Origin of the sequence: Paracoccus sp. J39 (assembly GCF_000518925.1) — a bacterium.
GTDB lineage: Bacteria > Pseudomonadota > Alphaproteobacteria > Rhodobacterales > Rhodobacteraceae > Paracoccus.
Map to the genome: position 1 here is coordinate 53033 of NZ_JAEN01000002.1, position 24867 is coordinate 77899.

The 24867-nt window shown below is 65.8% G+C and carries 26 protein-coding genes and 1 pseudogene; 19 read left to right on the top strand and 8 right to left on the bottom strand.

Translation table 11 applies throughout. The features are described 5' to 3' along the window. Positions 1-19: 19 nt before the first annotated feature. From L632_RS0102185 to L632_RS0102200, 4 genes are all read right to left on the bottom strand, one after another. Positions 20-769 (bottom strand): FadR/GntR family transcriptional regulator, encoded by a 750-nt coding sequence (locus L632_RS0102185; RefSeq protein ID WP_028716287.1) that lies wholly within the window; start codon positions 767-769, stop codon positions 20-22. A 65-nt stretch (positions 770-834) separates the two neighbouring features. Then, positions 835-2349 carry an aldehyde dehydrogenase (NADP(+)) gene (locus tag L632_RS0102190; protein WP_028716288.1) on the bottom strand — a complete coding sequence of 505 codons (1515 nt, stop codon included), beginning with the start codon at positions 2347-2349 and terminating at the stop codon, positions 835-837. After that, the gene (locus L632_RS0102195) at positions 2346-3164 is read right to left on the bottom strand and encodes an NAD(P)-dependent oxidoreductase (protein WP_232220948.1); all 819 of its coding nucleotides are present in this window, start codon (positions 3162-3164) and stop codon (positions 2346-2348) included. The genes L632_RS0102190 and L632_RS0102195 overlap by 4 nt, the downstream gene beginning before the upstream one ends. After that, positions 3161-4072, bottom strand: coding sequence for a sugar kinase (locus tag L632_RS0102200; protein WP_028716290.1), 912 nt, complete (start codon positions 4070-4072; stop codon positions 3161-3163). Before L632_RS0102200 ends, L632_RS0102195 begins: the two co-directional genes overlap by 4 nt. Positions 4073-4190: 118 nt before the next feature. On the opposite strand from L632_RS0102200, the gene kduI reads away from it, so the two are divergent. From kduI to L632_RS0102225, 5 genes are all read left to right on the top strand, one after another. Beyond that, positions 4191-5015, top strand: a complete 825-nt coding sequence (kduI, locus tag L632_RS0102205; RefSeq protein WP_028716291.1) for a 5-dehydro-4-deoxy-D-glucuronate isomerase — start codon at positions 4191-4193, stop codon at positions 5013-5015. Next, entirely contained in the window at positions 5012-5752 is a 741-nt protein-coding gene (gene kduD / locus L632_RS0102210; RefSeq protein WP_028716292.1) for a 2-dehydro-3-deoxy-D-gluconate 5-dehydrogenase KduD, read from the top strand. The genes kduI and kduD overlap by 4 nt, the downstream gene beginning before the upstream one ends. Positions 5753-5842: 90 nt before the next feature. Continuing rightward, positions 5843-6748, top strand: a complete 906-nt coding sequence (kdgD, locus tag L632_RS0102215) for a 5-dehydro-4-deoxyglucarate dehydratase (protein WP_028716293.1) — start codon at positions 5843-5845, stop codon at positions 6746-6748. A 7-nt stretch (positions 6749-6755) separates the two neighbouring features. Beyond that, the gene (locus tag L632_RS0102220) at positions 6756-7892 is read left to right on the top strand and encodes a mandelate racemase/muconate lactonizing enzyme family protein (RefSeq protein WP_028716294.1); all 1137 of its coding nucleotides are present in this window, start codon (positions 6756-6758) and stop codon (positions 7890-7892) included. Continuing rightward, positions 7889-8749: an amidohydrolase family protein gene (locus L632_RS0102225; protein ID WP_028716295.1), complete on the top strand. Its 861-nt coding sequence runs from the start codon at positions 7889-7891 to the stop codon at positions 8747-8749. Before L632_RS0102220 ends, L632_RS0102225 begins: the two co-directional genes overlap by 4 nt. Here the strand turns inward: L632_RS0102225 and L632_RS0102230 are convergent, their stop codons facing one another. After that, complete coding sequence (locus tag L632_RS0102230; RefSeq protein ID WP_028716296.1) at positions 8750-9679, bottom strand: helix-turn-helix domain-containing protein; 930 nt, start codon at positions 9677-9679, stop codon at positions 8750-8752. It lies immediately after the preceding gene. A 217-nt stretch (positions 9680-9896) separates the two neighbouring features. On the opposite strand from L632_RS0102230, the gene L632_RS0102235 reads away from it, so the two are divergent. From L632_RS0102235 to L632_RS0102260, 6 genes are all read left to right on the top strand, one after another. Then, positions 9897-10778, top strand: coding sequence for a carbohydrate ABC transporter permease (locus L632_RS0102235; RefSeq protein ID WP_028716297.1), 882 nt, complete (start codon positions 9897-9899; stop codon positions 10776-10778). A gap of 9 nt (positions 10779-10787) precedes the next feature. After that, the gene (locus tag L632_RS0102240; RefSeq protein WP_036697088.1) at positions 10788-11669 is read left to right on the top strand and encodes a carbohydrate ABC transporter permease; all 882 of its coding nucleotides are present in this window, start codon (positions 10788-10790) and stop codon (positions 11667-11669) included. After that, positions 11669-12778, top strand: a complete 1110-nt coding sequence (locus L632_RS0102245; protein WP_028716299.1) for an ABC transporter ATP-binding protein — start codon at positions 11669-11671, stop codon at positions 12776-12778. Before L632_RS0102240 ends, L632_RS0102245 begins: the two co-directional genes overlap by 1 nt. Before the next feature lie 21 nt (positions 12779-12799). Then, entirely contained in the window at positions 12800-14056 is a 1257-nt protein-coding gene (locus tag L632_RS0102250) for an ABC transporter substrate-binding protein (RefSeq protein ID WP_051476361.1), read from the top strand. A 70-nt stretch (positions 14057-14126) separates the two neighbouring features. Then, positions 14127-15671, top strand: a complete 1545-nt coding sequence (locus tag L632_RS0102255; RefSeq protein WP_036697090.1) for a glycoside hydrolase family 28 protein — start codon at positions 14127-14129, stop codon at positions 15669-15671. Then, entirely contained in the window at positions 15668-16795 is a 1128-nt protein-coding gene (locus L632_RS0102260) for a glycoside hydrolase family 105 protein (RefSeq protein WP_028716302.1), read from the top strand. The genes L632_RS0102255 and L632_RS0102260 overlap by 4 nt, the downstream gene beginning before the upstream one ends. On the opposite strand, the pseudogene L632_RS24815 reads toward L632_RS0102260, so the two are convergent. After that, positions 16779-16943, bottom strand: a pseudogene (locus L632_RS24815) (IS5/IS1182 family transposase); the annotation flags it as partial. The gene L632_RS0102260 and the pseudogene L632_RS24815 sit on opposite strands and share 17 nt — an antisense overlap. 542 nt (positions 16944-17485) lie before the next feature. On the opposite strand from L632_RS24815, the gene L632_RS0102265 reads away from it, so the two are divergent. Beyond that, positions 17486-17851, top strand: coding sequence for a DUF983 domain-containing protein (locus tag L632_RS0102265; RefSeq protein WP_028712469.1), 366 nt, complete (start codon positions 17486-17488; stop codon positions 17849-17851). 54 nt (positions 17852-17905) lie between these two features. Here L632_RS0102265 and L632_RS24180 read toward each other — a convergent pair whose 3' ends face one another. Then, on the bottom strand, positions 17906-18106 hold the full coding sequence (locus L632_RS24180) for a hypothetical protein (RefSeq protein WP_156929447.1): 201 nt from the start codon (positions 18104-18106) through the stop codon (positions 17906-17908). Between the two features lie 62 nt (positions 18107-18168). Further along, positions 18169-18540: a hypothetical protein gene (locus tag L632_RS0102270; RefSeq protein WP_028712470.1), complete on the bottom strand. Its 372-nt coding sequence runs from the start codon at positions 18538-18540 to the stop codon at positions 18169-18171. A 714-nt stretch (positions 18541-19254) separates the two neighbouring features. Between L632_RS0102270 and L632_RS0102275 the strand changes: the two genes are divergently transcribed. From L632_RS0102275 to L632_RS0102300, 7 genes are all read left to right on the top strand, one after another. Beyond that, complete coding sequence (locus tag L632_RS0102275; RefSeq protein ID WP_028716303.1) at positions 19255-20547, top strand: integrase arm-type DNA-binding domain-containing protein; 1293 nt, start codon at positions 19255-19257, stop codon at positions 20545-20547. Beyond that, positions 20547-21224, top strand: a complete 678-nt coding sequence (locus L632_RS24185) for a hypothetical protein (protein WP_156933616.1) — start codon at positions 20547-20549, stop codon at positions 21222-21224. The genes L632_RS0102275 and L632_RS24185 overlap by 1 nt, the downstream gene beginning before the upstream one ends. 90 nt (positions 21225-21314) lie before the next feature. Continuing rightward, positions 21315-21509, top strand: a complete 195-nt coding sequence (locus tag L632_RS23740; protein WP_084196909.1) for an AlpA family transcriptional regulator — start codon at positions 21315-21317, stop codon at positions 21507-21509. A gap of 108 nt (positions 21510-21617) precedes the next feature. Beyond that, positions 21618-21923, top strand: coding sequence for a hypothetical protein (locus L632_RS0102280; protein ID WP_028716304.1), 306 nt, complete (start codon positions 21618-21620; stop codon positions 21921-21923). Then, positions 21920-22135, top strand: coding sequence for a transcriptional coactivator p15/PC4 family protein (locus L632_RS21945; RefSeq protein WP_036697094.1), 216 nt, complete (start codon positions 21920-21922; stop codon positions 22133-22135). The genes L632_RS0102280 and L632_RS21945 overlap by 4 nt, the downstream gene beginning before the upstream one ends. Before the next feature lie 90 nt (positions 22136-22225). Then, on the top strand, positions 22226-23107 hold the full coding sequence (locus tag L632_RS0102295) for a toprim domain-containing protein (RefSeq protein ID WP_028716305.1): 882 nt from the start codon (positions 22226-22228) through the stop codon (positions 23105-23107). Further along, complete coding sequence (locus L632_RS0102300; RefSeq protein ID WP_084648048.1) at positions 23104-24615, top strand: YfjI family protein; 1512 nt, start codon at positions 23104-23106, stop codon at positions 24613-24615. The genes L632_RS0102295 and L632_RS0102300 overlap by 4 nt, the downstream gene beginning before the upstream one ends. The last annotated feature ends 252 nt before the right edge of the window (positions 24616-24867 follow it).

Sequence of the window (24867 nt, forward strand, 5' to 3'; positions counted from 1 at the left end):
CGGTTGCCATTATCTGGCCTCAGCGGCGCAGGGCGCGCAGGTATTGCCGATAACGCTGCTGGCCGTTGCGCAGGTGCAGCCGCATCGCGGCGCGGGCCGCCTCCTCGTCATTGGCCTGGATCGCAGAGAGGATCTCTTCATGCTCGCGGTCCAGGACAGCCAGGTAATCGGGCGGCGTCAGCATCTCGCCTTCGCTGCTGATGGCGCGGCGTGGAATGACCGCGGTGCCAATCAGCTGCAGGAATTCGGGGAAGCGCGGGTTGTTGGCCGCCTCGGCGATGGCCAGGTGAAAGCGGAAATCGGCCTCTGCCGTGGGTTGGCCGGCGCGGCCGCGGGTGCGCAGCTCGTCAAAGGCTTCGATGATCTTTTCCTCCTGCGCGGGCGAGCGGCGCAGGGCGGCAAAGCCGGCGGCGTCGCCTTCGACGGCGGTGCGCAGTTCCAGCATTTCGATCAGCGACGAGACCCGCGCCAGGTCGAGGTTGCGAAAGGCCAGCCCCTCGGGCGCGGGCGGTTCCAGCACGAAGACTCCGGCGCCTTGGCGCGGCTCCAGCAGCCGTTCGGATTGCAGCGCCGCCACTGCTTCGCGGATCACCGTCCGGCTGACCCCGAATTCCTGGGTCAGCCGCGCCTCCGAAGGCAGCCGGTCGCCGGGCTTGTAGCTGCCCTTGGCGATCTGTGCCCGGATCGCCTCGCGTACCTGGGTAACCAGCGTCTGGCCCGGCGGCGCTGGTGCCGGGGTCGGTGCAGGGGAGGACGGAGGCTGGGTCATGCGCGGGTCCGGTGCGGTTGCGGGCTAGGAATGGCGCGCCCCGGTCCGGGCGCGGCACGATGTTGTCACGCTTCGACTTCGGGCACCAGCTCCACCGGGAAGTTCTGGTAGCTGACGGGGCGCAGGAAACGGCGGATCGACAGGGTGCCGACCGAGGTGGCGCCGAAATTGGTGCTGGCGGGGTAGGGGCCGCCATGGACCATGGCGTCGCAGACCTCGACCCCGGTCGGAAAGCCGTTGACCAGCACGCGGCCGGCCTTGCGCTCCAGCACGGGCAGCAGGGATTGCGCTTCGGCCAGGTCGGCATCGTCCATGTGGAGGGTCGCGGTCAACTGGCCGTTGAGGCCACGGGCGAGCCGCGCCATTTCGTCCGCGCCGGAAACCCGGATCACCAGACCCAGCGGGCCGAAGACCTCCTCACCCAATGCGTGGTCCTGCAGATAGCTGGCGGCGTCGGTCTCATAAAGGTTCGGGCGTGCCTCGCGGCCTTCGCTTTGCGTCGAAACAAGCGGTTTCACGGCATTGCGAGTCTCGAACCGCTGCTGGCCGTCGCGATAGGCGCGCGCGATGCCGTCGGTCAGCATGAGTTGCGGGCCGACCTGTGCCAGCGCGTCGGCTGCCGCCTTGACGAAGGCGTCGCCGGCCTCGCCGGTGCCGATCACCGCGATGCCGGGATTGGTGCAGAACTGGCCGGCGCCCATGGTCAGCGACCCCGCCCAGCCCTTGCCGATTTCCGCGCCGCGAGTGCGGGCGGCCTCGGGCAGGATGAACATCGGATTGACCGAGCCCAGCTCGCCGAAGAACGGGATTGGCTCGGGTCGCGCGGCGCAGAGGTCGAACAGCGCCCGCCCGCCCGCAAGGCTGCCGGTGAAGCCCACGGCCTTGATCAGCGGATGGGTGACCAGCGCCGCGCCCACCTGGCGGTCGCCGCCCTGGATCAGGCTGAAGGTACCGGGATGGATGCCGCAGGCGGCGATGGCGGCATGGATCGCCTCGGCCACGATCTCGCCGGTGCCGGGATGGGCGGAGTGGCCCTTGACGACGACCGGGCAGCCGGCGGCCAGCGCGGCGGCGGTGTCGCCGCCCGCCGTCGAGAAGGCCAGCGGGAAATTCGAGGCGCCGAAGACGGCGACCGGGCCGATGGGGCGCTGCACCATGCGGATGTCGGGACGCGGTGCGGGCTGGCGGTCGGGCTGGGCGGGATCGTGGCGGCGGTCGAGGTAGTCGCCCTTGCGGATATGGTCGGCGAACAGCCGCAGCTGACCGGTGGTGCGGCCGCGCTCGCCCTGCAACCGTGCCTCGGGCAGGCCGGTTTCCTGGCTGCCGATTTCGGTGATGGCTTCGGCGCGGGCTTCGATCTCGTCGGCGATGGCGTCGAGGAAGGCGGCGCGGGTTTCGCGCGAGGTATAGCCGTAGGTCCAGAAGGCGTCCTCGGCAGCCTCGCAGGCGCGGGCGACCAGATGGGGGGTGCCGATGCCGAATTCATGCGCCGGACCGTGGGCGGGTTCGCTGGTGAAGCGCCGCTCGCTGGCGATCCATTCGCCCGCGAGCAGATGCTTGCCGTGGGGGGTGAAGGTCATGCGTCTTTTTCCTGATAAATGGGATATTCTGTGAATATGCCGCCCTGGTACAGTGCCACCGCCTCGTCGGGCGCGGGACGGGGCACGGTCGCCTCGATCTTCGCGCGGAAGGTTTCGGCATTGTCGCGCGGTGTCCAGCCCAGCCAATCCAGATGACTGTTGTCCCACCAGCCCTGCGTATTGGCCGAGGCGCCCCAGATGACCGGGCAACCCAGCCGCTCGACGCGGAACACCGCCTCGATCAGGGACAGCAGATCGTCATGCGACAGCCAGCTGGCCAGCATGCGATGATCCTCGGGCTCGGGCGTGGCCGAGCCGACGCGGACCAGCGCGGTCTCCTGGCCGAATTTCTCGAAATACATTCGGGCCAGCGCCTCGCCGAAAACCTTGGAGACGCCATAGAGGCTGTCCGGGCGCAGCGTGGTGTCGGGGCCCAGCCGGTCGGTCTGTTTCCAGAAACCGACGGTGTGGTTCGAGCTCGCGAACAGGATGCGCGGCTGTCCGTGCCGGCGGGCGGCTTCATAGAGGTTATAGAGTCCCAGGATATTGGCCTGCAGGATCGGGGGGAACGGCATTTCGACCGAGACGCCGCCGAAATGCACGATGCCGTCGCAGCCCTGGACCATGCGGTCCACCGCCCTGGCATCGGCCAGGTCGCAGGTCACGATCTCTTCATGCGGGGCCGGGTCGGCGATGGGCGCGATATCGGCCAGCCGGATCGTCCGCGCCAGCGGTGCCAGCCGGGCGCGCAGCGCGCGACCCAAACCGCCCGCGGCGCCGGTGAGCAGAAGTCGGTTCATCAGCGGCTGGTTCATGCGGCGTTCTCCAGCAGGAAAGCGTCAAGGACGGGGCGCGGCAGCAAAGCGCCGGGATGCTGGACCACCAATGCGGCCAGGCGCTGGCCGGCGGCGACCGCGCGTATCGGGTCGGCGCCATCCAGCCGCGCGGCCAGATAGCCCGCGTTGAAACTGTCGCCGGCGCCGGTCGTGTCCACCGGCCGCACCGGCACCGGCGCGGGCAGTTCCAGGCTTTGGCCGTTCGACCGCAGCACCAGAGGGCCGTTGCCGTTCTTGACCACGATCTCGGCCGCGCCGGCGGCGGCATAGCGCGCCGCGGTGGCCTGCGGGTCCGCGTCGCCGAAAGCCGCAGCCTCGTCGTCAAAGCTGGGCAGAACGATACGCGACAGCCCGGCGGCGGCGGTGATCGCCTGGCACGCGGCCTCGGCAGATTCCCACAGCTGCGGGCGGATGTTCGGATCGAAGATCACGTGGCGGCCACGCAGGGCCGACAAGAGCCGTGCACGGGCATCGGGCGCGAGGATCGCCAGGGTGATGCCCGAGAGATAGAGCGTGTCGGCACCGCCGCAGGTCTCGCGCAGCCAGTCCGGGTCGTCGGCCATCAGCCGCGCCGCCGACTGGGCGCGCCAATAGGCGAAGCTGCGCTCGCCGTCCTTCTTCAGCGCGATCATGTAGAGGCCGATCCCGCGCTCCGGGTCGCGGGTGATGCGATCGGTCCGCATGCCGGCCGCCGCGATTTCCGCCAGCGCCTGATCCGACATCGCATCCTGTCCCAGCCGCGTGGCATAGCCCACGCGCCAGTCCGGTCGCAGCGCCGCCAGGTAGAAAGCGGTGTTGAACGTGTCGCCGGCCAACCTCTGCCGCCACAGGTCCTCGCCCGCGCTCGAAAGCTCGATCATCACCTCGCCCAGAGCAAGGAAATGCATGACCCCTCCTTTTGGCCTGCGAAAGCGCCTTGGCGCCCGGCCGTCATCCCGCTTGACTTGGAAACATATCATATGACAAGTGTCAATAGATATGATATTTGTCTTTCCGGAGGAACCCATGCTGACCGTCGAAACCCGTCAGGCCGTCCACCCCGACCTTGCCAAGACCATGGATACCCCCACCCTGCGCCGGCATTTCCTGGCCGATGGCATGTTTGTCGAAGGCCAGATTCGCCTGATCTATACCCATTACGACCGCTTCGTGATGGGCGGCGCCGTGCCTGCGGGCGGCAGTCTGGTGCTGGATGAGGTGGCCGAGACCCGCACGCCCTCTTTCCTGGACCGGCGCGAGATGGGCATCGTGAACATCGGCGCCACCGGCACCGTCTCGGCCTCAGGCCAGACCTGGACCCTGCAGCGCGGCGACGTGCTCTACCTGGGCATGGGCGCCGGCGCGGTCACTTTCGCGGGCGAGGGGCGCTTCTACATCACCTCCTGCCCCGCGCATCATGCTTATCCGCATCGGCTGGTGACGCTGGCCGACAGCAAGGAGGTCAAGCTGGGCGCGGCCGAAACCTCGAACAAGCGCACGATCAACCAGTTCATTCACCCGCTGGTGATGGAAAGCTGCCAGCTGATCCTGGGCTATACCTCACTCGAGGACGGTTCGGTCTGGAACACGATCCCGAGCCATATCCACGACCGCCGCATGGAGGCCTATCTGTATTTCGGCATGGACGAGAAATCCCGCGTCCTGCACCTGATGGGAGAGCCGCAAGAGACCCGGCACCTGTTCATCGGCAATGAGGAGGGCGCGATTTCGCCGCCCTGGTCGATCCATTCCGGGGCCGGGATCGGCTCCTATACCTTCATCTGGGCGATGGCCGGCGACAATGTCGACTATACCGACATGGACTTCATCCAGCCGGAGGATCTGCGGTGAATCCCTTTTCCTTGCAAGGACATAAGGCGCTGGTGACTGGCGCCAACACCGGGCTTGGCCAAGCGATCGCACTCGGGCTGGCGCGGGCCGGGGCCGAGGTGGTCTGCGCCGCCCGCCGCGACTGCGCCGAGACCCTGGCCCTGATTGCCGAGGGGGGCGGCACCGGATCCGAGCTGCGCATCGATTTTGCCGATCCGATGGCGGCGCGGGACCTGTTCGCGGGTGCGGACTACAGCATCCTGGTCAACAACGCCGGCATCATTCGCCGCGCCGACTCGCTCGATTTCACCGAGGCTGATTGGGACGACGTGATCGATGTGAACCTCAAGGCGTTGTTCTTCACCTGCCAGGCCTTCGCGCGTGAGGCGATGGCGCAGGGACGGGCGGGCAAGATCGTCAACATCGCCTCGCTGCTGTCCTTCCAGGGCGGGATCCGGGTGCCGAGCTATACCGCCTCGAAACATGGCGTTGCCGGGTTGACCAAGCTGATGGCGAATGAATGGGCGGCCCGGGGCATCAACGTGAACGCCATCGCCCCGGGCTATATCGCGACCAGCAACACCGAGGCGCTGCGGAACGACCCCGACCGCTCGCGCGCGATTCTCGAGCGCATTCCGGCCGGGCGCTGGGGCCGGCCCGAGGATATCGCCGGCACGGCGGTCTATTTGTGTTCGGAGGCGGCTGCTTATGTGCACGGTGCCGTGCTGAACGTCGATGGCGGCTGGCTGGCGCGATGATTTATCATACAAATCATATGATAAATCATTGACAACTTTATCGCCGCATGGTCTTTGGAGCGAAATCTTCCAGTCAGAGGAATTACCGACATGACTCCGAATGCGCTCAAGGCCAAGCTCGGCTCCGGTCTGCTGTCCTTTCCCGTCACCGCCTTCGACGCGGGGGGCCGCTTTGCTCCTGATCCCTATCGCGCGCATGTCGAATGGCTGGCAGGCTACAAGGCGCCGGTGCTGTTCGCCGCCGGCGGCACGGGCGAATTCTTTTCGCTGACCCCGCGAGAGGTGCCGGAGATCGTCGCCGCCGCGAAGGAGGTGGCGGGCGACACCGCCATCGTCTCCGGCTGCGGCTATGGCACCGAGATGGCGGTCGAGATCGCGCAATCGGTCCAGAAGATCGGCGCCGACGGCATCCTGCTTTTGCCGCATTACCTGATCGACGCCCCGCAAGAGGGGCTGTTCCAGCATGTCCGCAAGGTCTGCCAGTCGGTCGATTTCGGGGTGATGGTCTATAACCGCGACAATGCCGTGCTGCAGGCCGACACGCTGGCGCGGCTCTGCGACGAATGCCCGAACCTGATCGGCTTCAAGGACGGCACCGGCGACATCGGCCTGGTGCGCCAGATCACCGCCAAGATGGGCGACCGGCTGATGTATCTGGGCGGCATGCCCACGGCCGAGCTGTTCGCCGAGGCTTATCTGGGCGCGGGCTTCACCACCTATTCCTCGGCGGTGTTCAACTTCGTGCCTGGGCTGGCGAATGAATTCTACGCCTCGCTGCGCGCCGGCGAGCGCGACAATTGCGAGCGGATCCTGAACGAGTTCTTCTATCCCTTCATGGAGATCCGCAGCCGCGCCAAGGGCTATGCTGTTTCCGCCGTCAAGGCCGGGGTCCGGCTGCAGGGTTTCGACGCCGGGCCGGTGCGCTCGCCGCTGACGGACCTGACCGAACGCGACCAAGCTGATCTTGCTGCCCTGATCGCCCCCTGGAAACGCTGAGGCCGCCATGAGGATCGCCGCCGTCCGCACCCATCTGCTGGAACATCGGCTGGAGGTGCCGTTCGAAAGTGCCTCGATGCGCTTTGACCGCCGGGCGCATGTTCTGGTCGAGGTGGAATGCGACGACGGCACGGTGGGCTGGGGCGAATGCCTTGGCCCGGCGCGCCCGAACGCGGCAGTGGTCCAGGCCTATGCGGGCTGGTTGGTCGGACAGAATCCGCTGGAAACCGAAAGGCTTTGGGCGGTGCTTTACAATGCGTTGCGCGACCAGGGCCAGCGCGGGCTGGCGGTGACGGCGCTGTCAGGCATCGACATCGCGCTGTGGGACGTCAAGGGCAAGGTCCTGGGCCAGCCGGTCTCGGTCCTGCTGGGCGGGCGCTGGCGCGACCGTGTGCGCGCTTATGCCACCGGCAGTTTCAAGCGCGACGGCGTGGATCGGGTCGAGGACAATGCCGGCGAGATGGCCGAGCGTCGGGCGCAGGGTTTTCACGCCTGCAAGATCAAGATCGGCTTCGATGTGGCCGAGGATCTGCGCGTGATTCGCGCCGTGCGCGAGGCCATCGGCCCCGAGATGCGGCTGATGATCGACGCCAATCACGGCTATAGCGTCACCGAGGCGATCCGGCTGGGCCAGGCCGCCGCCGAATGCGGCATCGACTGGTTCGAAGAGCCGGTCGTGCCCGAGCAGTTGTCGGCCTATCGCGCCGTGCGGGCAGGCCAGCCGATTCCGGTCGCCGGAGGCGAGACATGGCACTCCCGCTGGGGTATGTGGCCGGCCATCGAACAGCGGGCAGTGGACATCCTGCAGCCTGACCTCTGCGGCGCGGGCGGTTTCTCCGAGGTGCAGAAGATCGCCACCCTGGCCAGCCTGCATGGCGTGCGGGTGGTGCCGCATGTCTGGGGCACCGGCGTCCAGATCGCGGCGGCGCTGCAATTCATGGCGGCGATGGTGCCGGACCCGGTGCGCATGAATCCGGTCGAGCCGATCTTGGAATTCGACCGCACCCACAATCCCTTCCGCCAGGCCGTGCTGACTACGCCGATCGAGGCCCAGCAGGGCGTGGTGGCGATCCCCGACGGCCCCGGCCTCGGCATCGAGGTGAACCGCGACGCGCTCACCGAATTCCGCATGAGGGACGCATGATCACCCGCAAGCTGACCGGTGCCCCGCCTGCGCTGCCCTTTCCGCGTGGCGCGACAGATACGCAGATGCACATGTATCTGCCGGGCTTTCCCGCGCAGCCGGGCGGGCCCGGCCTGCCGCAGGATCCCTTGCCCGGCCCCGCGGCCTATCGCAGCGTCATGCGCTGGATGGGGCTGGACCGGGTCATCGTCACCCAGGGCAATGCGCATCAGCGCGACAACGCAAACCTTCTGGCCTGCCTGGAGGCGATGGGCGAATGTGCCTGGGGCGTGGCAGTCGTCACGCCCGAGATCACTCCGGCGCAGATCGCGGATCTCGCCGCGCGGCGCATCGTCGGCGCGCGCATCATGGATCTGCCCGGCGGGGCCGCGGGACTGGACCAGCTTGAGGCGGTCGATGACATTGCCCATGACGCGGGATGGATGATTGCGGTGCAGTTCGACGGTTCGGACCTGCTGGATCACTTGCCGCGCTTGCAGGCGCTGCGTTCGCGCTGGGTCTTCGACCACCACGGCAAGTTCTTTCGCGGCGTCACCCCGGACAGCGCCGAGATCGAGGCGGTGCTGCGGCTGATCGACCGCGGCAATTGCTGGTTCAAATTCGCCGGCGTCTATGAAAGCAGCCGCGAGAGCTGGCCCTATGCCGATGTGGCTGCACCCTCGCGCCGCATCGCGGCCCATGCGCCCGAGCGCATCGTCTGGGGGACCAACTGGCCGCATAACGGCGTCCGGAACAGCGCGGACTATCCCGACGAGGTGGCGCTGGCCGAACTGGTGCTGGGCTGGCTGCCCGAGGGTTGCCGCGACCGGGTCCTGGTGCGCAATCCCATCGACCTATATCGCCTGCCGCCCGTCTGATCACCCGGCCGGCCCGGCCTTGGCCATGGCGGCCAGCCGGGCAGCTTGGTCGGGCTCGTCCAGCGCGAGAAGCCGGCCGTGCCGGCTGCGCTCGACCCGACGCATGTGGTCGCGCGGCGACAGCCCCGTCACCCGCTTGAACATGCGCGAGAAATAATAGGGATCGGCATAGCCCAGTTCGGCCGCGGTGGCGCCGACCGACATCCCGGCCTCCAGGTGGTGCATCGCGCGCTCCATCCGCTGCTGTTCCTGATATTTGCGCGGCGTCAGGCCGATGCGCTTCTGGAATTCGCGCAGGAAATAATCGGCATTGTAGGGCGCGGCCTCGACCGCCTGGGCGGCGATGCCCTCGGCCACCGGATTGGCGGCGATCATGGTCGCGGCCTTCATCACCGCGAGATCCATCGCATCGGTGCCCGCCATCGGATAGGCGGCATCGCGGCGCCAGCGGATGAAGGCATCCTCGATGAAGGCGATCAGCAGCACCATGAACAGATGATGCTGCCCCAGCGTGACCGAGGCGGGCGGCGCGCTTTGCCGGTAGTGCCGCACCATCGGCTCCAGCAGCGACCAGCGCGACAGCCGCACCTGTGGGCGCAGTTCCATCTGCGTCAGCAGGTCGTGCCGGCCGTGCAGGCTCAGCGTGAAATGCTGCGCCACGCCGCGATAGATCTCGGGGCCTTCGTTCCAGCCCTGGAACCTTTGCCCGCGCGCGATCAGCATCGCATCGCCCGGCTGCATCAGCCGCGGCGCCCCGTCGATCAGGTAGCGGCCGCTGCCGGAAAGACAGATCACCAGATCGTCGACCGGGTTTTCCTTGTCGATGGACCAGGTGCTGGAATGCTCCATCTTGATGGCCGAGCGGGTCAGCGACAGCACCAGCGCCGAGGCCGGAATCGCCGCCAGGATACCACCTTCGATTTCGTCCATCTTTTTCTCCGGATCCGTCAATTCAATGTCGCAGGAAAATGCCGTCTAGTCACCCCTGACGCGAAAGCGTGCCGCATGCCGGGTTGGGAAACCGCAGTCCGGGACGGGGCTTCCGGCCCTTGCCGCGGCTGGGACTAGGGGAGGAGAAATTGCCAGATACTTCCAGCATTTACCGAGAGAGGTCGCAGGCGGGCGGCCGGGCGGCAGGGCGGGCGTCATGAAGGGCCAGCGCGTTTTTGGCCTGGCCTATATGATGCCCTATATCATCGGCCTGCTGATCTTTACCGCGATTCCCTTCGTTGCGTCGTTGTATCTGGCCTTCACGAAATACGACCTGATGTCCGCGCCGCGATGGGTCGGCTTCGACAATTTCGAAAGGTTGTTCAGCCGCGATCGCACGTTCTGGAAATCGCTGAATGTCACGTTGATCTATGTGTTCGCCACGGTGCCGCTGAAGCTGGCCTTCGCGCTGTTCATCGCGGCGATCCTGAACTACAAGCTGCGCTTCATCGGTTTTTTCCGCACCGCCTTCTACGTGCCCTCGATCCTGGGCGGCTCGATCGCCATCGCGGTGCTGTGGCGCTATATCTTCGCGACCGAGGGGCTGGCGAACATGGCGCTCGGGCTGATCGGCCTTGGCCCGGTGGACTGGTTCGGCGACCCCGGGAATGCGCTCTTCACCATCACGCTGCTGCGTTGCTGGCAATTCGGCTCGGCCATGGTGATCTTCCTGGCTGCCCTGCAAAGCATCGACCGCTCGCTTTACGAGGCTGCGGCCATCGACGGCGCCTCGAAGACCCGGGTCTTCTTCTCGATCACGCTGCCCCTGCTGACGCCGGTCATTTTCTTCAACCTCATCATGCAGATGGTCCAGGCGTTCCAGGAGTTCAACGGCCCCTATATCATCACCCAGGGCGGCCCGCTGAAATCGACCTATTTCCTGCCGCTCTACATCTATGACGAGGCTTTCAAGAAATTCAACATGGGCTACGCCTCGGCCATCGCCTGGGTGCTGTTCGCCATCATCATGGTGCTGACCCTGCTGGCGTTCTGGTCCTCGAAGAAGTGGGTCTATTACGCCGGCGACAAGCGGAGCTGAGGGGCGGTCATGGATATTGCTGCATTCAACGAATACCAGGCCGCGCGCCGCGCCCGGCTGCGCCTGATCTCGACCGCGCTGCGTTATGTGCTGCTGTTCGCAGTGGGGCTGGTGATGCTCTACCCGCTGATCTGGCTGGTCGGTGCCTCGTTCAAGACCAATTCCGAGATCTTCTCGGGCGCGGGTTTCGTTCCCCAGGACCCGACGCTGGACGGCTATGCGAAGGGCTGGCAGACCTCGACCCCCCACACTTTCGGGCGGTTCTTCTGGAACTCGTTTCTGATCATCCTGCCCAAGGTCATCGGCACGGCGATCAGCTGCACGATGGCGGCCTATGCCTTTGCGCGCTTCGATTTTCCGTTCAAGAAGCTGCTGTTCACCAGCGTCATCGCCATCCTGCTGCTGCCGAACGTGGTGACGCGCATCCCGCAATACATGCTGTTCCGCGACCTGGGCTGGCTCGACAGTTTCCTGCCGCTCTGGGTGCCCTCGGCAATGGCAGGCGATGCCTTCTTCGTCTTCATGCTGGTGCAGTTCCTGCGCTCGCTGCCCGGCGACATGGAGGAAGCGGCGCGCGTGGACGGGGCGAATTCCCTGCAGACGCTGGTCTATATCGTGGTGCCGATGCTGGCGCCGGCGCTGATCTCGGTCTGCCTGTTTCAGTTCATGTGGACCATGAACGACTTCCTGGGCCCGCTGATCTATATCAGCTCGGTCGACAAATATCCGGTCAGCCTCGCGCTGAAACTTTCCATCGACACAACCGAAGCCTTCGAATGGAACCGCATCCTGGCGATGTCGGTCCTGACCATCGCGCCGGCGCTGATCATCTTCTTCGCCGCGCAGCGCTATTTCATCGAGGGCATCTCTTCCGGCGGGGTGAAGGGCTAATGGCACGCGTTCAGCTGAACAATCTGGAAAAGGTCTATGGCGGCGGCGTGAAGGCCGTGCATGGCATCAACCTCGACATCGCGGATGGCGAGTTCATGGTTTTCGTCGGCCCATCGGGCTGCGCGAAGTCGACCACCCTGCGCATGGTCGCCGGGCTCGAAGAGATCACCGGCGGCGAGGTTGTGATCGGTGACACCCGCGTGAACGATCTGCCGCCCGGCAAGCGCTCCATTGCCATGGTGTTCCAGAACTATGCGCTTTACCCGCATATGAAGGTGCGCGGCAACCTGGCCTTTGGCCTCAAGATCGCCGGCAAGCCCAAGCCCGAGATCGAGGCGGCCATCGCCGATGTCGCCCGCATTCTGGAGATCGAGCCGCTGCTGGACCGGCTGCCCAAGCAGCTGTCGGGCGGGCAGGCGCAACGCGTCGCCCTGGGCCGGGCGCTGATCAAGAAGCCGGGCGTGTTCCTGTTTGACGAGCCCCTGTCGAACCTCGACGCCAAGCTGCGGGCCAGCATGCGGGTGCGGATCACCGACCTGCACCGGCGGCTCAAGGCCGAGGGCCTTTCCTCGACGGTGATCTACGTGACCCACGACCAGACCGAGGCGATGACCATGGGCGACCGCATCTGCGTGATGCAGGCCGGGCGGATCATGCAGGTCGCGACCCCGAAGGCGCTTTACACCCGCCCGGCGAACCTGTTCGTCGCGGGTTTCATCGGCAGCCCCGAGATGAACCTGATCGACGGCCATCTGGAGGGCAGCGATTTCGTCATCGGCACCCAGCGCCTGGCGCTTGGACCCGAGGTGGCCGTGCGGCTTGCGGAACGGCCCGCCGATGCGGTTCTGGGCATCCGCCCGCAGCATCTGGCGCTGGCCGAAACCGGGCTTGCGGCGCGGCTGACCAATGCCGAATTCATGGGCCACGAGGTCTATCTGCACGCCGACCTCGAGGGGCGGAAGCTGGTCGCCGTGATCGGCGTTGCCGAATACGAACGGCTGGGCCAGTCGGACCGCATCCATCTGCGCCCCGCGCCCGAGCATATCCACATCTTCAACAAGGACGACGGCCGTAACGTCTCGCTGCGGGAGGGCAGCATCGCGGCCTGACCCCGATCCGAGGAGGACCACATGAGATTGAACCGATTTGCTGCCGCGCTGACCTGCACCGCACTGGTCTCGGGCCAAGCCGTGATGGCGGATGAGCTGCGCATGTCCTGGTGGGGCGGTGACAGCCGACATGTCGCGACCCAGGCCGCGCTGCAGGCCTGCGGCGCCAAGCACGGCCACAGGATCAAGGGCGAATTCACCGGTTTCGACGGTTACCTGGAAAAGCTGACCACACAGATGGCCGGCGGGACCGAGGCCGACATCCTGCAGGTCAATTGGCCCTGGCTGCCGCTGTTTTCCCGCAACGGCACCGGCTTCGCCGACCTGCGCCAGTTTCCGGCCCTGGACCTGAGCCAGTACACCGAGGATGAACTCGCCTCGGTCTCGATGAACGGCGTGGTGCAGGGCATCCCGGTTTCGACCACCGGGCGGGTGTTCCTGTTCAACACCACCACCTTCGAAAAGGCCGGCGTGCCGCTGCCGAAGACCTGGGGCGAACTGATGGCCGCGACGTCGGTCATCAAGGAAAAGCTGGGGCAGGACACCTTCACCTTCAACGCGGTCAAGGAAACCGCGCAGCTTCTGGTCACGCTGGTCGTGGTGCAGAAGACTGGCAAGGACCTGGTCGATCCCGCGACCAACCGGGTCGCGTGGACCCCCGAGGAACTGGCCGACGGCATCGGCTTCCTGGGCCGTCTGGTCGAGATCGGCGCGATCAAGTCGCAAAAGGAAGAGGCCTCCGAGGGCAATGTCAACCTGTTCGAGAAACCGCAATGGGCGGCGGGCAAGATTGCCGGCTCCTATGAATGGGACAGCACCTGGTCGAAATACGCCGACCCGCTGCAGGACGGGCAGGTGCTGAAATCGGTGCCGATGCTGCGCATCGACGGGGCGGTGACCGACGGCGTCTATCGCAAGCCGTCGATGCTGCTGGCGATCTCGAAGAACTCCAAGCATCCCGAGGCGGCGGCGCAGATCCTGAACTGCCTGGTCAACGAGCCCGAAGGCGTCCTGGCGCTGGACGACAGCCGCGGCCTGCCGGCCTCGAAGGCGGCGCAGGCGCTGCTGCAAGGCAAGGGCGATCCGAATGTCGCCGCGGCCAATGCGATCGCCATGGCGGCGAGCGGCCCGACCATCTCGCCCTTCAACGAGCATCCCGAGGTGCGGGGCAATTTCATTGATACCCTGGAAGAATATGCCTATGGCCAGATCGACGCGCTGGATGCCGCGCAGCAGATCATCGACGGCACCAACGACGTCCTGGCTGAATACGACTGACGCCTGATAACTAACGCTGCGCTCGCCCGCCGCAAGCGTTTTCGCTTCAGCGGCCATCCACAGGAAGACCATGATACCCGTTGTTCTGACCGTCACGCCGCGCTGCGCGGCGCTGCGGCTGGCTGTTGCCGGCGCGCTTTACAATCTGCCCGAACCGCGCGGCTGGCGGCTGTCGGGCGGTGATGTCCCGCGGGTCGGGCGCACCGACCGGGCGGTGCTGGTGTTGGACGCGCTGACCCCCGGCCGCGACTGGCGGCTGGAGGTCGAGGGTTTCGCGCCGGTCGCTTTCGCAACCCCGCCCTGTGCCGGGACGGTGGCGCCGGATCTTCTGCCGGCGTCGGGCCTTGCGGACCTGGACGCGGCGCGGGCCAATGCCCGGGCGCTGCAATCCGCCATCGCGGCGCTGCCGCCGGGCGGCACGGTGGTCCTGCCGCCCGGCGATTGGCTCGCCACGCCGGTGGCGCTGCGGTCGGATATGATCCTGCATCTCTCGGCCGGGGCGGTGCTGCGTGCGCCCTCGGATCGCACGGACTGGCCGGTCCTGCCCGCGCGGGCGCCGGACGGCCGCATGCTCGGCAGCTGGGAGGGTTTGCCCGCCGCCTGTTTCAAGGCGCCGCTGCACGCCGTCGCAGCCGAGCGGCTGGTGATCGAGGGGCCCGGCACGCTGGACGGCTCGGGCGGGCAGGGCGATTGGTGGTCCTGGCCCAAGGACACCCGCGGCGGAGCCCGCCGTCCGCGCGGGCTGCATCTGGTCGATTGCCGGGACGTCACGCTGCTGGGCTTCACCCTGCGCAATGCACCCAGCTGGAGCCTGCATCCGCAAGGCTGCCAGAGGCTATCCGCCTTTGGCCTGGCGATCGAGGCGCCGGCCGACAGTCCCAATACCGATGGGTTCAACCCCGAAATGTGCCGCGACGTGCGGATCGAGGGCGTCCGCTTTTCCGTCGGCGACGATTGCATCGCGGTCAAGGCCGGCAAGCGCGGCGATGCGGGCGAGGCCGAGCACCTCTCCGAGACGCGCGGCGTCACCATCCGCCATTGCCTGATGGAGCGCGGCCATGGCGGGCTGGTCATCGGCTCGGAAATGTCGGGCGGCGTGCATGAGGTGCTGGTCGAGGATTGCGCCATGATCGGCACCGACCGCGGCCTGCGGCTGAAGACCCGGCGCGGGCGCGGGGGGGCGGTCACCGACATCACCTTCCGCCGGGTGCGGATGCAAGGGGTCGAGACCGCGCTGGCCGCGAATGCGCATTATTTCTGCGACCACGACGGCCATGCCGACTGGGTGCAAAGCCGCGCACCCGCCCCGGTCACCGAACGGACGCCGCTGATCGACGGCATCACCATCGAGGATGTCGAGGTCCAGGGCCTGGCCCATGCCGCCGGCTGCTTTCTGGGCCTGCCCGAAGCGCCGATCCGCAATATCCGAATCCGCAACCTGCGCATCCTGTCGCTTGACCCCGAGGCGTGCGCGACCTCTCCGATCATGGCCGACCGGGTTCGCGCCATGCGCCATGCCGGGATCAGCGCCGAGGCGGCGCAGATCGATTGCGACGATCCCGCCCTGATCGATCCCACCCCCATCACCCTTTCCCCAGATGAGCCAGAACGATGAGCCTTTCCGCCTATTTCGACCGTTTCGCCACGGCTTACCAGCCCTACAAGGGTGGGCCCTGGTGCTATGAGGACGGCTGCATCTATCGCGGCTTGCAGCTTCTTGCCGAGGCAACCGGCGAGGAGCGCTGGACCGCGCATCTGCACCGTTTGATCGATGCCCAGATCGCGCCGGACGGCGCGCTGCAGGGCTTCGCGGCCGAGGATTTCAACATAGACAACATCCTTGCCGGCCGGGTGCTGTTCCCGCTGGCCCGCCAGACCGGCGATGCGCGCTACATGGCGGCGGCGCGACATCTGATCGGACAGCTGGATCGGCAACCGCGCATCCCGGCCGGCAATTACTGGCACAAGCAGCGCTATCCGCATCAGCTCTGGCTGGACGGGCTTTATATGGGCCTGCCGTTCCAGATCGAATATGCGCAGGCCACCGGGGAAAGCGCCCGGATCACCGATGCGCTGCTGCAATTCGCCACCGCGCTGGTGCTGACGGCGGTGCCGGGCGGGCTTTACGCGCATGGCTATGACGACAGCCGGACCCAGGCCTGGGCCGATCCGGTCACCGGCCGGTCTTCGGCGGTCTGGTCACGGGCAATGGGCTGGCTGGCCATGGCGCTGGTCGACGTGCTGGCGATTCTGCCGCACGACGCGGCCACTGCCAGCCTGCATGGGCGCTGCGTGGCGATGCTGCGGGCGCTGGAGAACCGGCAGGCCGGGTCGGGTCTTTGGCCGCAGGTGCTGGACCAGCCCGAGTTGGGCGGGAATTACGAGGAAAGCTCGGCCTCGGCCATGTTCGCCTATGCCTTCCTGCGCGCCGCGCGGCTCGGGCTGGTCGCGGGTGCCGAGTCCGAGCGTCTGCGTCAGGCGGGGCTGCGCGCGCTGGCCGCGCTCGAACTGCGGGTTGCACCCGTGGACGGCCGCCCGCAGCTGACCGGCATCTGCCATGTCGCGGGGCTCGGCGGCTTTTCAGGCCGTTATCGCGACGGCTCGCCCGGCTATTACCTCACCGAAGCGGTGGTGGCCGATGATGCCAAGGGCGTCGGGCCGCTGATGATGGCTGCGGCCGAGGCGGCGCGGCTTACCCGCAAGGGTCAAGCCCCATTGATCCTCAAAGCCGGAACATGACGGCCGCGGCGGGAGCGAGGGCCGAAAGAAAGGCTCTGGCGCATCTGTCGTAGCGGCTTGCGATCCGGCGCCAATCCCCAGATCTGTTGAACTTGATCTCGATCCGGTTTCGGCGTCTGGGCCCGCGTCTGTCGTATCGGATAGCCTTGCCGCCCGGTCTGCCAGAAGTCATGTCGTGGCAGGCCGGGCCGTTCGGCATGGCCGCCGCTCCGTTGTCGTTGCTGGCATGTTCTGCCGCCATGTTGGCCCCAAAAATCCCAGCCCGAGGCAACCCGCCCTGTCGCCTGTGGTCCGCGGAAGGGAGTGCCCTGCCGCTGCAAGTCCGAGCCGGGCAAGCGGCGCTGCAAGCTTCACGGCGGCAGAAACGCCAGGCAGATCGCTGGCGAAACGGACCAGCGGCAGGAGCCAGGTGCATGACATGCTGGAGCGGCGTGGACCTGTGCGTGAGCAGGTGACGCGCGAAGCCCTATGCTGCTATTCTCCCAGCGTGGGTGCGAAATTGCAGACATACAAGGTTTCGCGGCGTAGCAGTTCCCGACCTCGGCGGGCATGGACTTGGCTTCGAAGCGTATCGAGGGTTGCGGCATGTGCAATGCGCGCGACAAACATCCTCTTTGCCGCGGGTGTCCCGGCATCCAAACCTCGTTCCATGACGTTCCTCTCTGGCAGGAGCAATCGGAGCGAACAACCATGACAGAGGAACGGGACGAGCGGGCCGCGGCGGCAAGAGGGCTGATGGGCAGGTGCCCGCATTGCGGCAAGGGCCGGCTGTTCAAGGGATATCTGACCATCGTGCAAGAGTGCGACTTATGCGGCGAACCGTTGGGGCTCTATCGGGCCGCAGATGGTCCGGCTTTCTTCACCATGACCATCATGCTCCTGCTGCTGATCCCGATGATCGGCTTCACCTGGGCGATCTATCGGCCAGACCCGGTGACGCTGCTGATCGTGGTGGGGGTGGCGATGACCCTGCTGACCTTGATCATTCTGCGCCTCGTGAAGGGGGCGTTCGTCGGCTATTTGTGGGCCAAGCATGAGCAGGACAGAGGCGCTTGACCCTGCGCTGGCCCGGGACCGCCCCCGCGGACCGATCTCCGCAGGGGCGTCGCCTCACCCGAGCAGCCAATAGGCGGCAGCGGCAATGGCGCCAAAGCCGGCGAGCATGATGCACCAGTTCAGCAGCACAGCCTTGCCGGACTGGGCCTGTCCGGTTGCGGGCGGCTCTGCGGGCTCAGGCGGTGCAACGCCGGTCTTTGGATTTTCGGCAAACGGCGTCCGGCGTGCCGCCGGTTCGTCTTCATGGGAATTCATCTGTCGTCCTCGTGAACGCAAGGGTCATGATCTGCCAGCCCGGAATCGGTGGCAGAGCGATGTCAGGCGGTCATGCGAAGGGACGGCGGCGCGCGGGCCCAGGGAACCAGCGCGCCGGCGCACAGACCGATTTGCGGGTGATCGGCGAAGGCGAGCGCCGCCGCTATGCGCGGCAGTGGCGGTGGGGGCTCCGACGGCGGCAGCGCAGTTGCGGCCAGCGGGCGGATCTGCACCGCATCCTTGCGGGCGATCAGGTCGCGCCCATGAATCGCCGTCAGGGCCAAGGTCGGCTTGCTCAGTTGCTGGGACTGGCTGGCCGCCGCGGTGACTTGTGGTCCGGGCAACATGACGACCAGCAGAACCAGCAGCAGGGCCAGCCATAGCCTCGCCGCATGCGATGGGATCGCCGTCTGAGGAGCCTGTGCGTCCGTCATGCTTCGACTGATCCACATACCCGGCCGGGACACAAGGCTTCGGCTCGCCTCTCGCGACGAAATCGCAGCGGGTTGCGATGCACCGCTGCCGCAAGAAGCCGGGCTGCCCTTCTGTCGATCCGACGGCCGAGATTCGCGGAATCGCAGGATGATTGCTGCCAAAAGCAGGCAATCCCGGGCTTGCTGACTGGGCGTTTTTGTGGCCTTTGCAAAAGCTCCATGGAGCGGTCTGCGCGCCCCGGCCGGCAAGGGAAGGCCGCTCAAAGACGGCAAAGCAGCTACCCGTGCGCATCTCGATCAATGTCCGCGAGGCGACCCCGGCGGGCTCGCTGGTCCAGTCCACCGCCCCAAGGCGGGTCGCGACGGCCACCGCCGACTGACCGGGGTAGACCGCGCGGCCCCGGCCGGTGCGGTCGCAGATCACCAAAGCGACGGGCAATTCCGCGCGGCGGTTCGGGCGTTCCGAAAGCGGTTGGATTGGGTCACGTTTGGGACACAAAACGGGCCACTGTCTTTCCCTAAGTGGCTGTTTTTGCTGATGCTGCTGGGGAAAGTGGCGGAGAGGGTGCCCGCCATTAGTCAGGGCATCCCGGTAGCAATCAGAAGCTCCTAAGCCAAGGATTCCTAGGAAATATCTGCCGCCCTAGTAGTATGCGGTTGCGTTTGGTAGCGGACGGCAGCAACAATGATGGCGGGTATGATGGAGGGCTTTGAGTGCCGCGTCTCGCCAAAGAACTTTCGCCGCTTGAGGTGAAAAGATTGCAGCACCCTGGCAAAGGGGGCAATGCCACGTTCGCGGTCGGGGGCGTCTCTGGGCTGCTGTTGCAGATCACGCCCGCAGGTGGCCGCACATGGCTGCTTCGGGCGATGGTCGGCGCCAGGCGCCGGGAAATCGGGCTGGGCGGCTTCCCGGAGGTGTCCCTTGCAATGGCCCGTGAGCGCGCGCGCGAAGCAAAGGACAAGATCCGAAACGGAATTGATCCGGTCGAAGAAAGGAAAGCGGCGAAGGCGGCCCTTGTAGCTGCGCAGCTTCGGGGCCTGACGTTTGCGGATGCCGTCGACCAGTATCTTGCCGCGAAACTGGACGCCTTCAAGAACGAGAAGCACAAGCAGCAATGGGGCAATACGCTCAAGAGCTACGCCATTCCCGGCCTGGGGGCGCTGTTGGTTCAGGATATCACCGTGCAGGACGTGCTGCGCGTGTTGCAGCCGATCTGGTCGACCAAAACCGAAACGGCATCGCGCCTGCGCGGGCGAATCGAGGCGGTTCTTTCGTGGGCGACGGTGGCCGGGCACCGTGTGGGCGACAATCCGGCGCGGTGGGCCGGCAATCTGAAAGAGTTGCTGCCGGCGCCCTCCAAGGTCGCGAAGGAGGGAAATCACCCTGCGGTGCGGATCGCGGATGCTCCCCGCTGGTTCGCTGCACTTCGGAAGCGGGAAGGCATGGGAAGCCGTGCGCTCGAATTTGCCGCTCTCACTGCGGCCCGGTCGCAGGAGGTGCGGGGCGCGCGCTGGGCCGAAATCGACTTGGCGGCGGCGATGTGGATCATCCCGGCCGAACGCATGAAGATGGATCGAGAACATCGGGTGCCCCTAACCAAGGACGCCGTGGATCTGCTCAAGGCGCTTCCCAGGTTCGCGGATAACCCGCTGGTGTTTCCGGCGCCCCGTGGCGGGGAAATGTCCGACATGACGCTGAGCGCCACCATGAAGCGGCTGCATGCTGCTGATCTGGCCGAGGACGGCCCCGGTTTCATCGACAGGGCCAGTAAGCGCCCTGCGGTGCCCCATGGCCTGCGGTCGACCTTCCGGGACTGGATTGCAGAGGAAACCCATTTCCCCGGCGATATGGCCGAGGTCGCGCTTGCCCATAAGGTCGGGAACGCGGTCGAGGCGTCGTATCGGCGCGGAGACATGGTTGAGAAGCGCCGCGCGATGATGGCGGCTTGGGCGGATTTCCTGACCGGGAAGAAGCAGGGCGGAGCGAAGATGGTGAAGGCAAGGTGATGGATCATCATATTGGGAGGACTGCCGCAGAGTTTGCAACACAGGAGGTCGCAGAGTGGGTTGCCTCGGCGCCGATCAATAGGAGGTCGCCTGGCGAAAATTTATTGTGGTGGAAATTGGGGTGTGATTACCGCACCGGCCCGCGCGGTTCCTATATCGTTATGTATGACAGCATGCGGGCATGGCTGGTCTCTGCTGCCAAGCATGACGCAGAGGCGCGGAAACTGCTTTGTGGTATTATAGCCTCCAAGCTCTATTCAGGAGTTCCTCTTAGTGAAGGCGAGGGGTGGTTTGCAGCATCGGTTTTGGATGGAACCGCTCCATCACTGCCTAAACGACGCGGGCGGTCTCTCTCTGAGAACCACGAGAGGGACGTCTTTATCGTTTCCATGTTGGCAACATTGGTTGATGATTTTGGTATTACTGCGACCAGAAACGATGTGAGTCCCAGAATATCGGCTTGCGATTTGATAGCCGAAGCCTTCGCGTCCTGTGGGCGGCACGAGGTGACTTATCGTGCTGTAAAAGACGTCTGGACTAACAAAAAATTTCGGATTCTTTATGATTCTCTTGCGGCCGCCGTAAATGGTGAACTCGCTAAAAGGCGAGAAAAGCAAGAAAAAGGGATAATGAATGCACTTTCACCCAGCTATCCCCATCATCTAAGCAAGAATTGAGGGTGACGGAAAAAACTGAACAATGTCCGGCATGAAGGAAGGGCCGTCAAGCTTCAAGTTGCTCCCAATCGCTACAGATTGGAGAGCATCATGGCCGATACCTACCTTGCAGCCGCTCAGATTGCCGCCCGCTACGGGGTTCACCCGAAAACGCCTTGGCGCTGGGCAAGAACCGATCCGACCTTTCCGAAACCCGTCACGCTGACGCCCGGATGCACCCGCTGGAAGCTCTCTGAGCTTGAAGGTTGGGAGCGGCGCCGGGCTGAAATGGCAGGCGCCGCATAACGAAACCGCCACCCCGAGGCAAAGGGCGGCGGCGCATTCGCTTGGCGGTAAGGGAATACCGCAAATATAGCGCACGGCGCCCTTGCCCGCAAGAGATGAGGCAAGGCTATGTCCTTCAAAGAGCAATGGCCCGCACGGGCATTCACCATTCGCGACGGGGAAGCGGATCCCCGCGTGGTCGTCGTCAAGGGCCGGGACCGCTGGGCCCTGGAAAACCTGATGCGAGCCGGCCCGAGGGGCTGCACGCCCATCGATCACCCCGGCCCGCGCTGGTCGGCCTACGTGTTCAAGCTGAAAAAGGCCGGCGTCTGCATCGAGACGATCCACGAAAGCCATGAGGGGCCGTTTCCCGGCCATCATGCGCGCTATGTCCTGCGGTCCAGCGTGACCCCCGGCCGGGAGGCTGCGGCATGACGGACCTGGGCATTGTGCAGAAGAACGCCCGTGAGGAAATCCGCTTCACGGCGGAAACCTTCAAGGGCCACGATATCGTCAATATCCGCGTCTGGTATCGCGACGATGCGGGGGAGATGCGCCCCGGCAAGCAGGGACTGGCCTTTCGGCTCGATCTGCTGCCGGCCGTCCTGGAGACGCTGGGCAAGGCCAGGAAAGGCGGTGCGGCATGATGGCGCTTCGCATTTCCCGGCTCTGCATCCGCTACGGCATCAGCCACGACCGCGCCGCGATGCTGGCTGCCCTGATCTGGGGGGCCGGCCGTGACTGACGCCCGCACCCTGACGCAATCGCTGGGCGGCAAGTGGTATGGCCGCTATGGCCTTGCCTGCTGCCCGGCCCATGGCGACCGCAAGCCCTCGCTTTCGCTGGCCGATGCCCCGGATGGGCGCCTGCTGCTGAACTGCAAGACCGGCTGCGCCTTCATCGACATTCTGGATGCCCTGCGCTCGCGGGGCATGCTGTCGCGGGACTATCGCCCTGAGCCGCTGAGCCCGGCCGAGATGGCCTGCCGCAAGGCCGAGGACGAGGCTGCCGCCCAGATGGCCGAGAAGCGCGCGCTGGCCTGCTGGCGCGAGGCGCAACCGATCGGTGGCTCCATCGCGGAAACCTACCTGCGCGGCCGGGGCATCACCTGCACCTTGCCGGACAGCCTGCGCTTCCATCCCGATTGCTGGCATCCCGGCGCCCAGCGCGCGCCGGCCATGGTGGCCCGGATCGACGGGCTTCCCCGGCTGGCGGTGCATCGGACCTATCTGCGTCCCGATGGCAGCGGCAAGGCCGATCTGGACCCGCCCAAGGCCATGCTGGGCGCGGCGCTCGGTGGCGCCGTGCGGCTGACAGTTGCACAAGGGCCGCTGGTGGTGGCCGAGGGTATCGAGACCGCGCTTTCGCTGGCCTCGGGGCTTCTGTGCCGGCCCGCGACTGTCTGGGCCTGCCTGTCCACCTCGGGCATGGCCGGGCTTCGGCTTCCCGATAGCCCGCATCGCCTGACCATCGCCACCGATGGCGACGAACCGGGAAAGGCCGCAGGTCGCAAGCTGGCCGAGCGCGCCAGCGCCCTGGGCTGGTCCGTCAGCCTTCTGCCTGCTCCTGACGGGCAGGATTGGAACGATATCCTGAACAAGAAAGGGGCCGCCGCATGAACGCGATGCCCGAACAGTTGCATCCCGCCGCCATACCCTTCTCGGAAAAATGGCCCGATGCTGATCTGCGCTTGCTTCAAGCTGAAATCCCCGAACCGCCCCCCCTGCCTTTGGATCAGGTTTTTTCGGTGCGTTGGGCAGACTGGATGCGCAAGGCCGCCGAATGCAAGGGGGCGCCGGCCGACTATGTGGTTGCGTCAGTTCTGTCAGTTTGCGGCTCTCTCATTGGGAATACCCGCTGGGCGTCGCCTTGGCAGGGGTGGGCCGAACCGCCCGTTCCGTGGTTCATGGTTATCGGCAATCCCTCCGCGGGCAAAAGCCCCGGCCTTGATGCCGTCCTGATGCCGCTCAAGAAATTCGAACGCCAGATGCGCGAATCCGCGCAGACCGATATCAACGACTGGCGTGCGAAGGCCGAGGTCGCCCGCCTAGCCGAATCCACCTGGAAGGAGGCCGTCAAGGCGGCAATCAAGGCCGGAGAGGAACCGCCTTCGCGCCCGGAATCGGCAAATCCCGGCCCGGAGCCCGTGATGCCCCGCCTGGCTGTTTCCGATGCCACGGTCGAGAAGCTGGCGGTCATCATGTCGGGCCAGCCGCGCGGCACCCTGCTGGCCCGCGATGAACTGGCCGGATGGTTGCAGGGCATGAGCCGCTATTCCGGTGGTGGTTCTGATCGTCCGTTCTGGCTGGAAGCCTATGGGGGCCGCGCCTATTCGGTCGAGCGCATGGGCCGCGATCCGGTTTATATCGACAGGCTCACGCTGGGCGTGCTGGGCGGTATCCAGCCCGACCGGCTACGCAGCCTGCTGATCAAATCCGATGATGACGGCCTGTTGGCCCGTCTGATGCCCGTCTGGCCGCATCCGGCGCCCGTGAAGCGCCCCGAGGTATTCCATGACGAAACCTTCATCGAGAATGCCATCGCGCGGCTGCTGACGTTGCAGATGCCCGCCGACGAACACGGCGAACGCCGGCCATGGTTCGTGCCGTTCACGAATGATGCGCGCGACCTTCTGGATGGTTTCCGGCAGGCCGTTCGGAGTTGGGAAATCGATACCGAGGGGCTGATGCTCTCCTTCATCGGCAAGTTGCCGGGCGTCGCCGTGCGCCTGGCGCTCGTGCTGGCGCTGATGGAATGGGCATCGGGCGAAGCGCAGGAACCGCAGGAAATCACGATCAACCACTTCGGACGCGCTGCGCATCTGGTCGAGGCCTATCTGCTGCCGATGGCGAAACGCGCCTATGCAGAGAACGCCGGGAACCCGGCGCAGCGGTCTGCCCGCGCCCTTCTGGCTCTGATCCGCGAAGAAAGCTGGCGGAGCTTCACCGCGCGCGATGTGCGGCGCAAGCAACGAACCCACCTCCAGGACATGGAGAGGATCAACCCTGCCATCAAGGTTCTGGAAACCGCCGACCTGATCCGCAACGTCGAACTGCCGCCGAGCCCAAAGGGCGGTGCGCCGAAGCGGCTTTATTCGGTCAATCCTGCTGTCCGAGGTGAAGCATGACCCGGTGGCTTCAAGCGGCAACCGCAGGTCTTTGCCAAACTGACAGAACTGACAGAACTGACGAAACCCCCGCTGCACAGGCGATTCCGTCCGGGAAAAACACCAAATCCGAGGTTCTGTCAGTATTATCAGTCCGTCAGCTCGGCGGGGAGCCAGTCCCGGCAGCACATACCGCAGCGCCATGGTCGGGCCACAGCCATCCGCCTGAGGTGATCAGGACGGGCGTGGCAGATGCCTTCACGGATTGGAAGG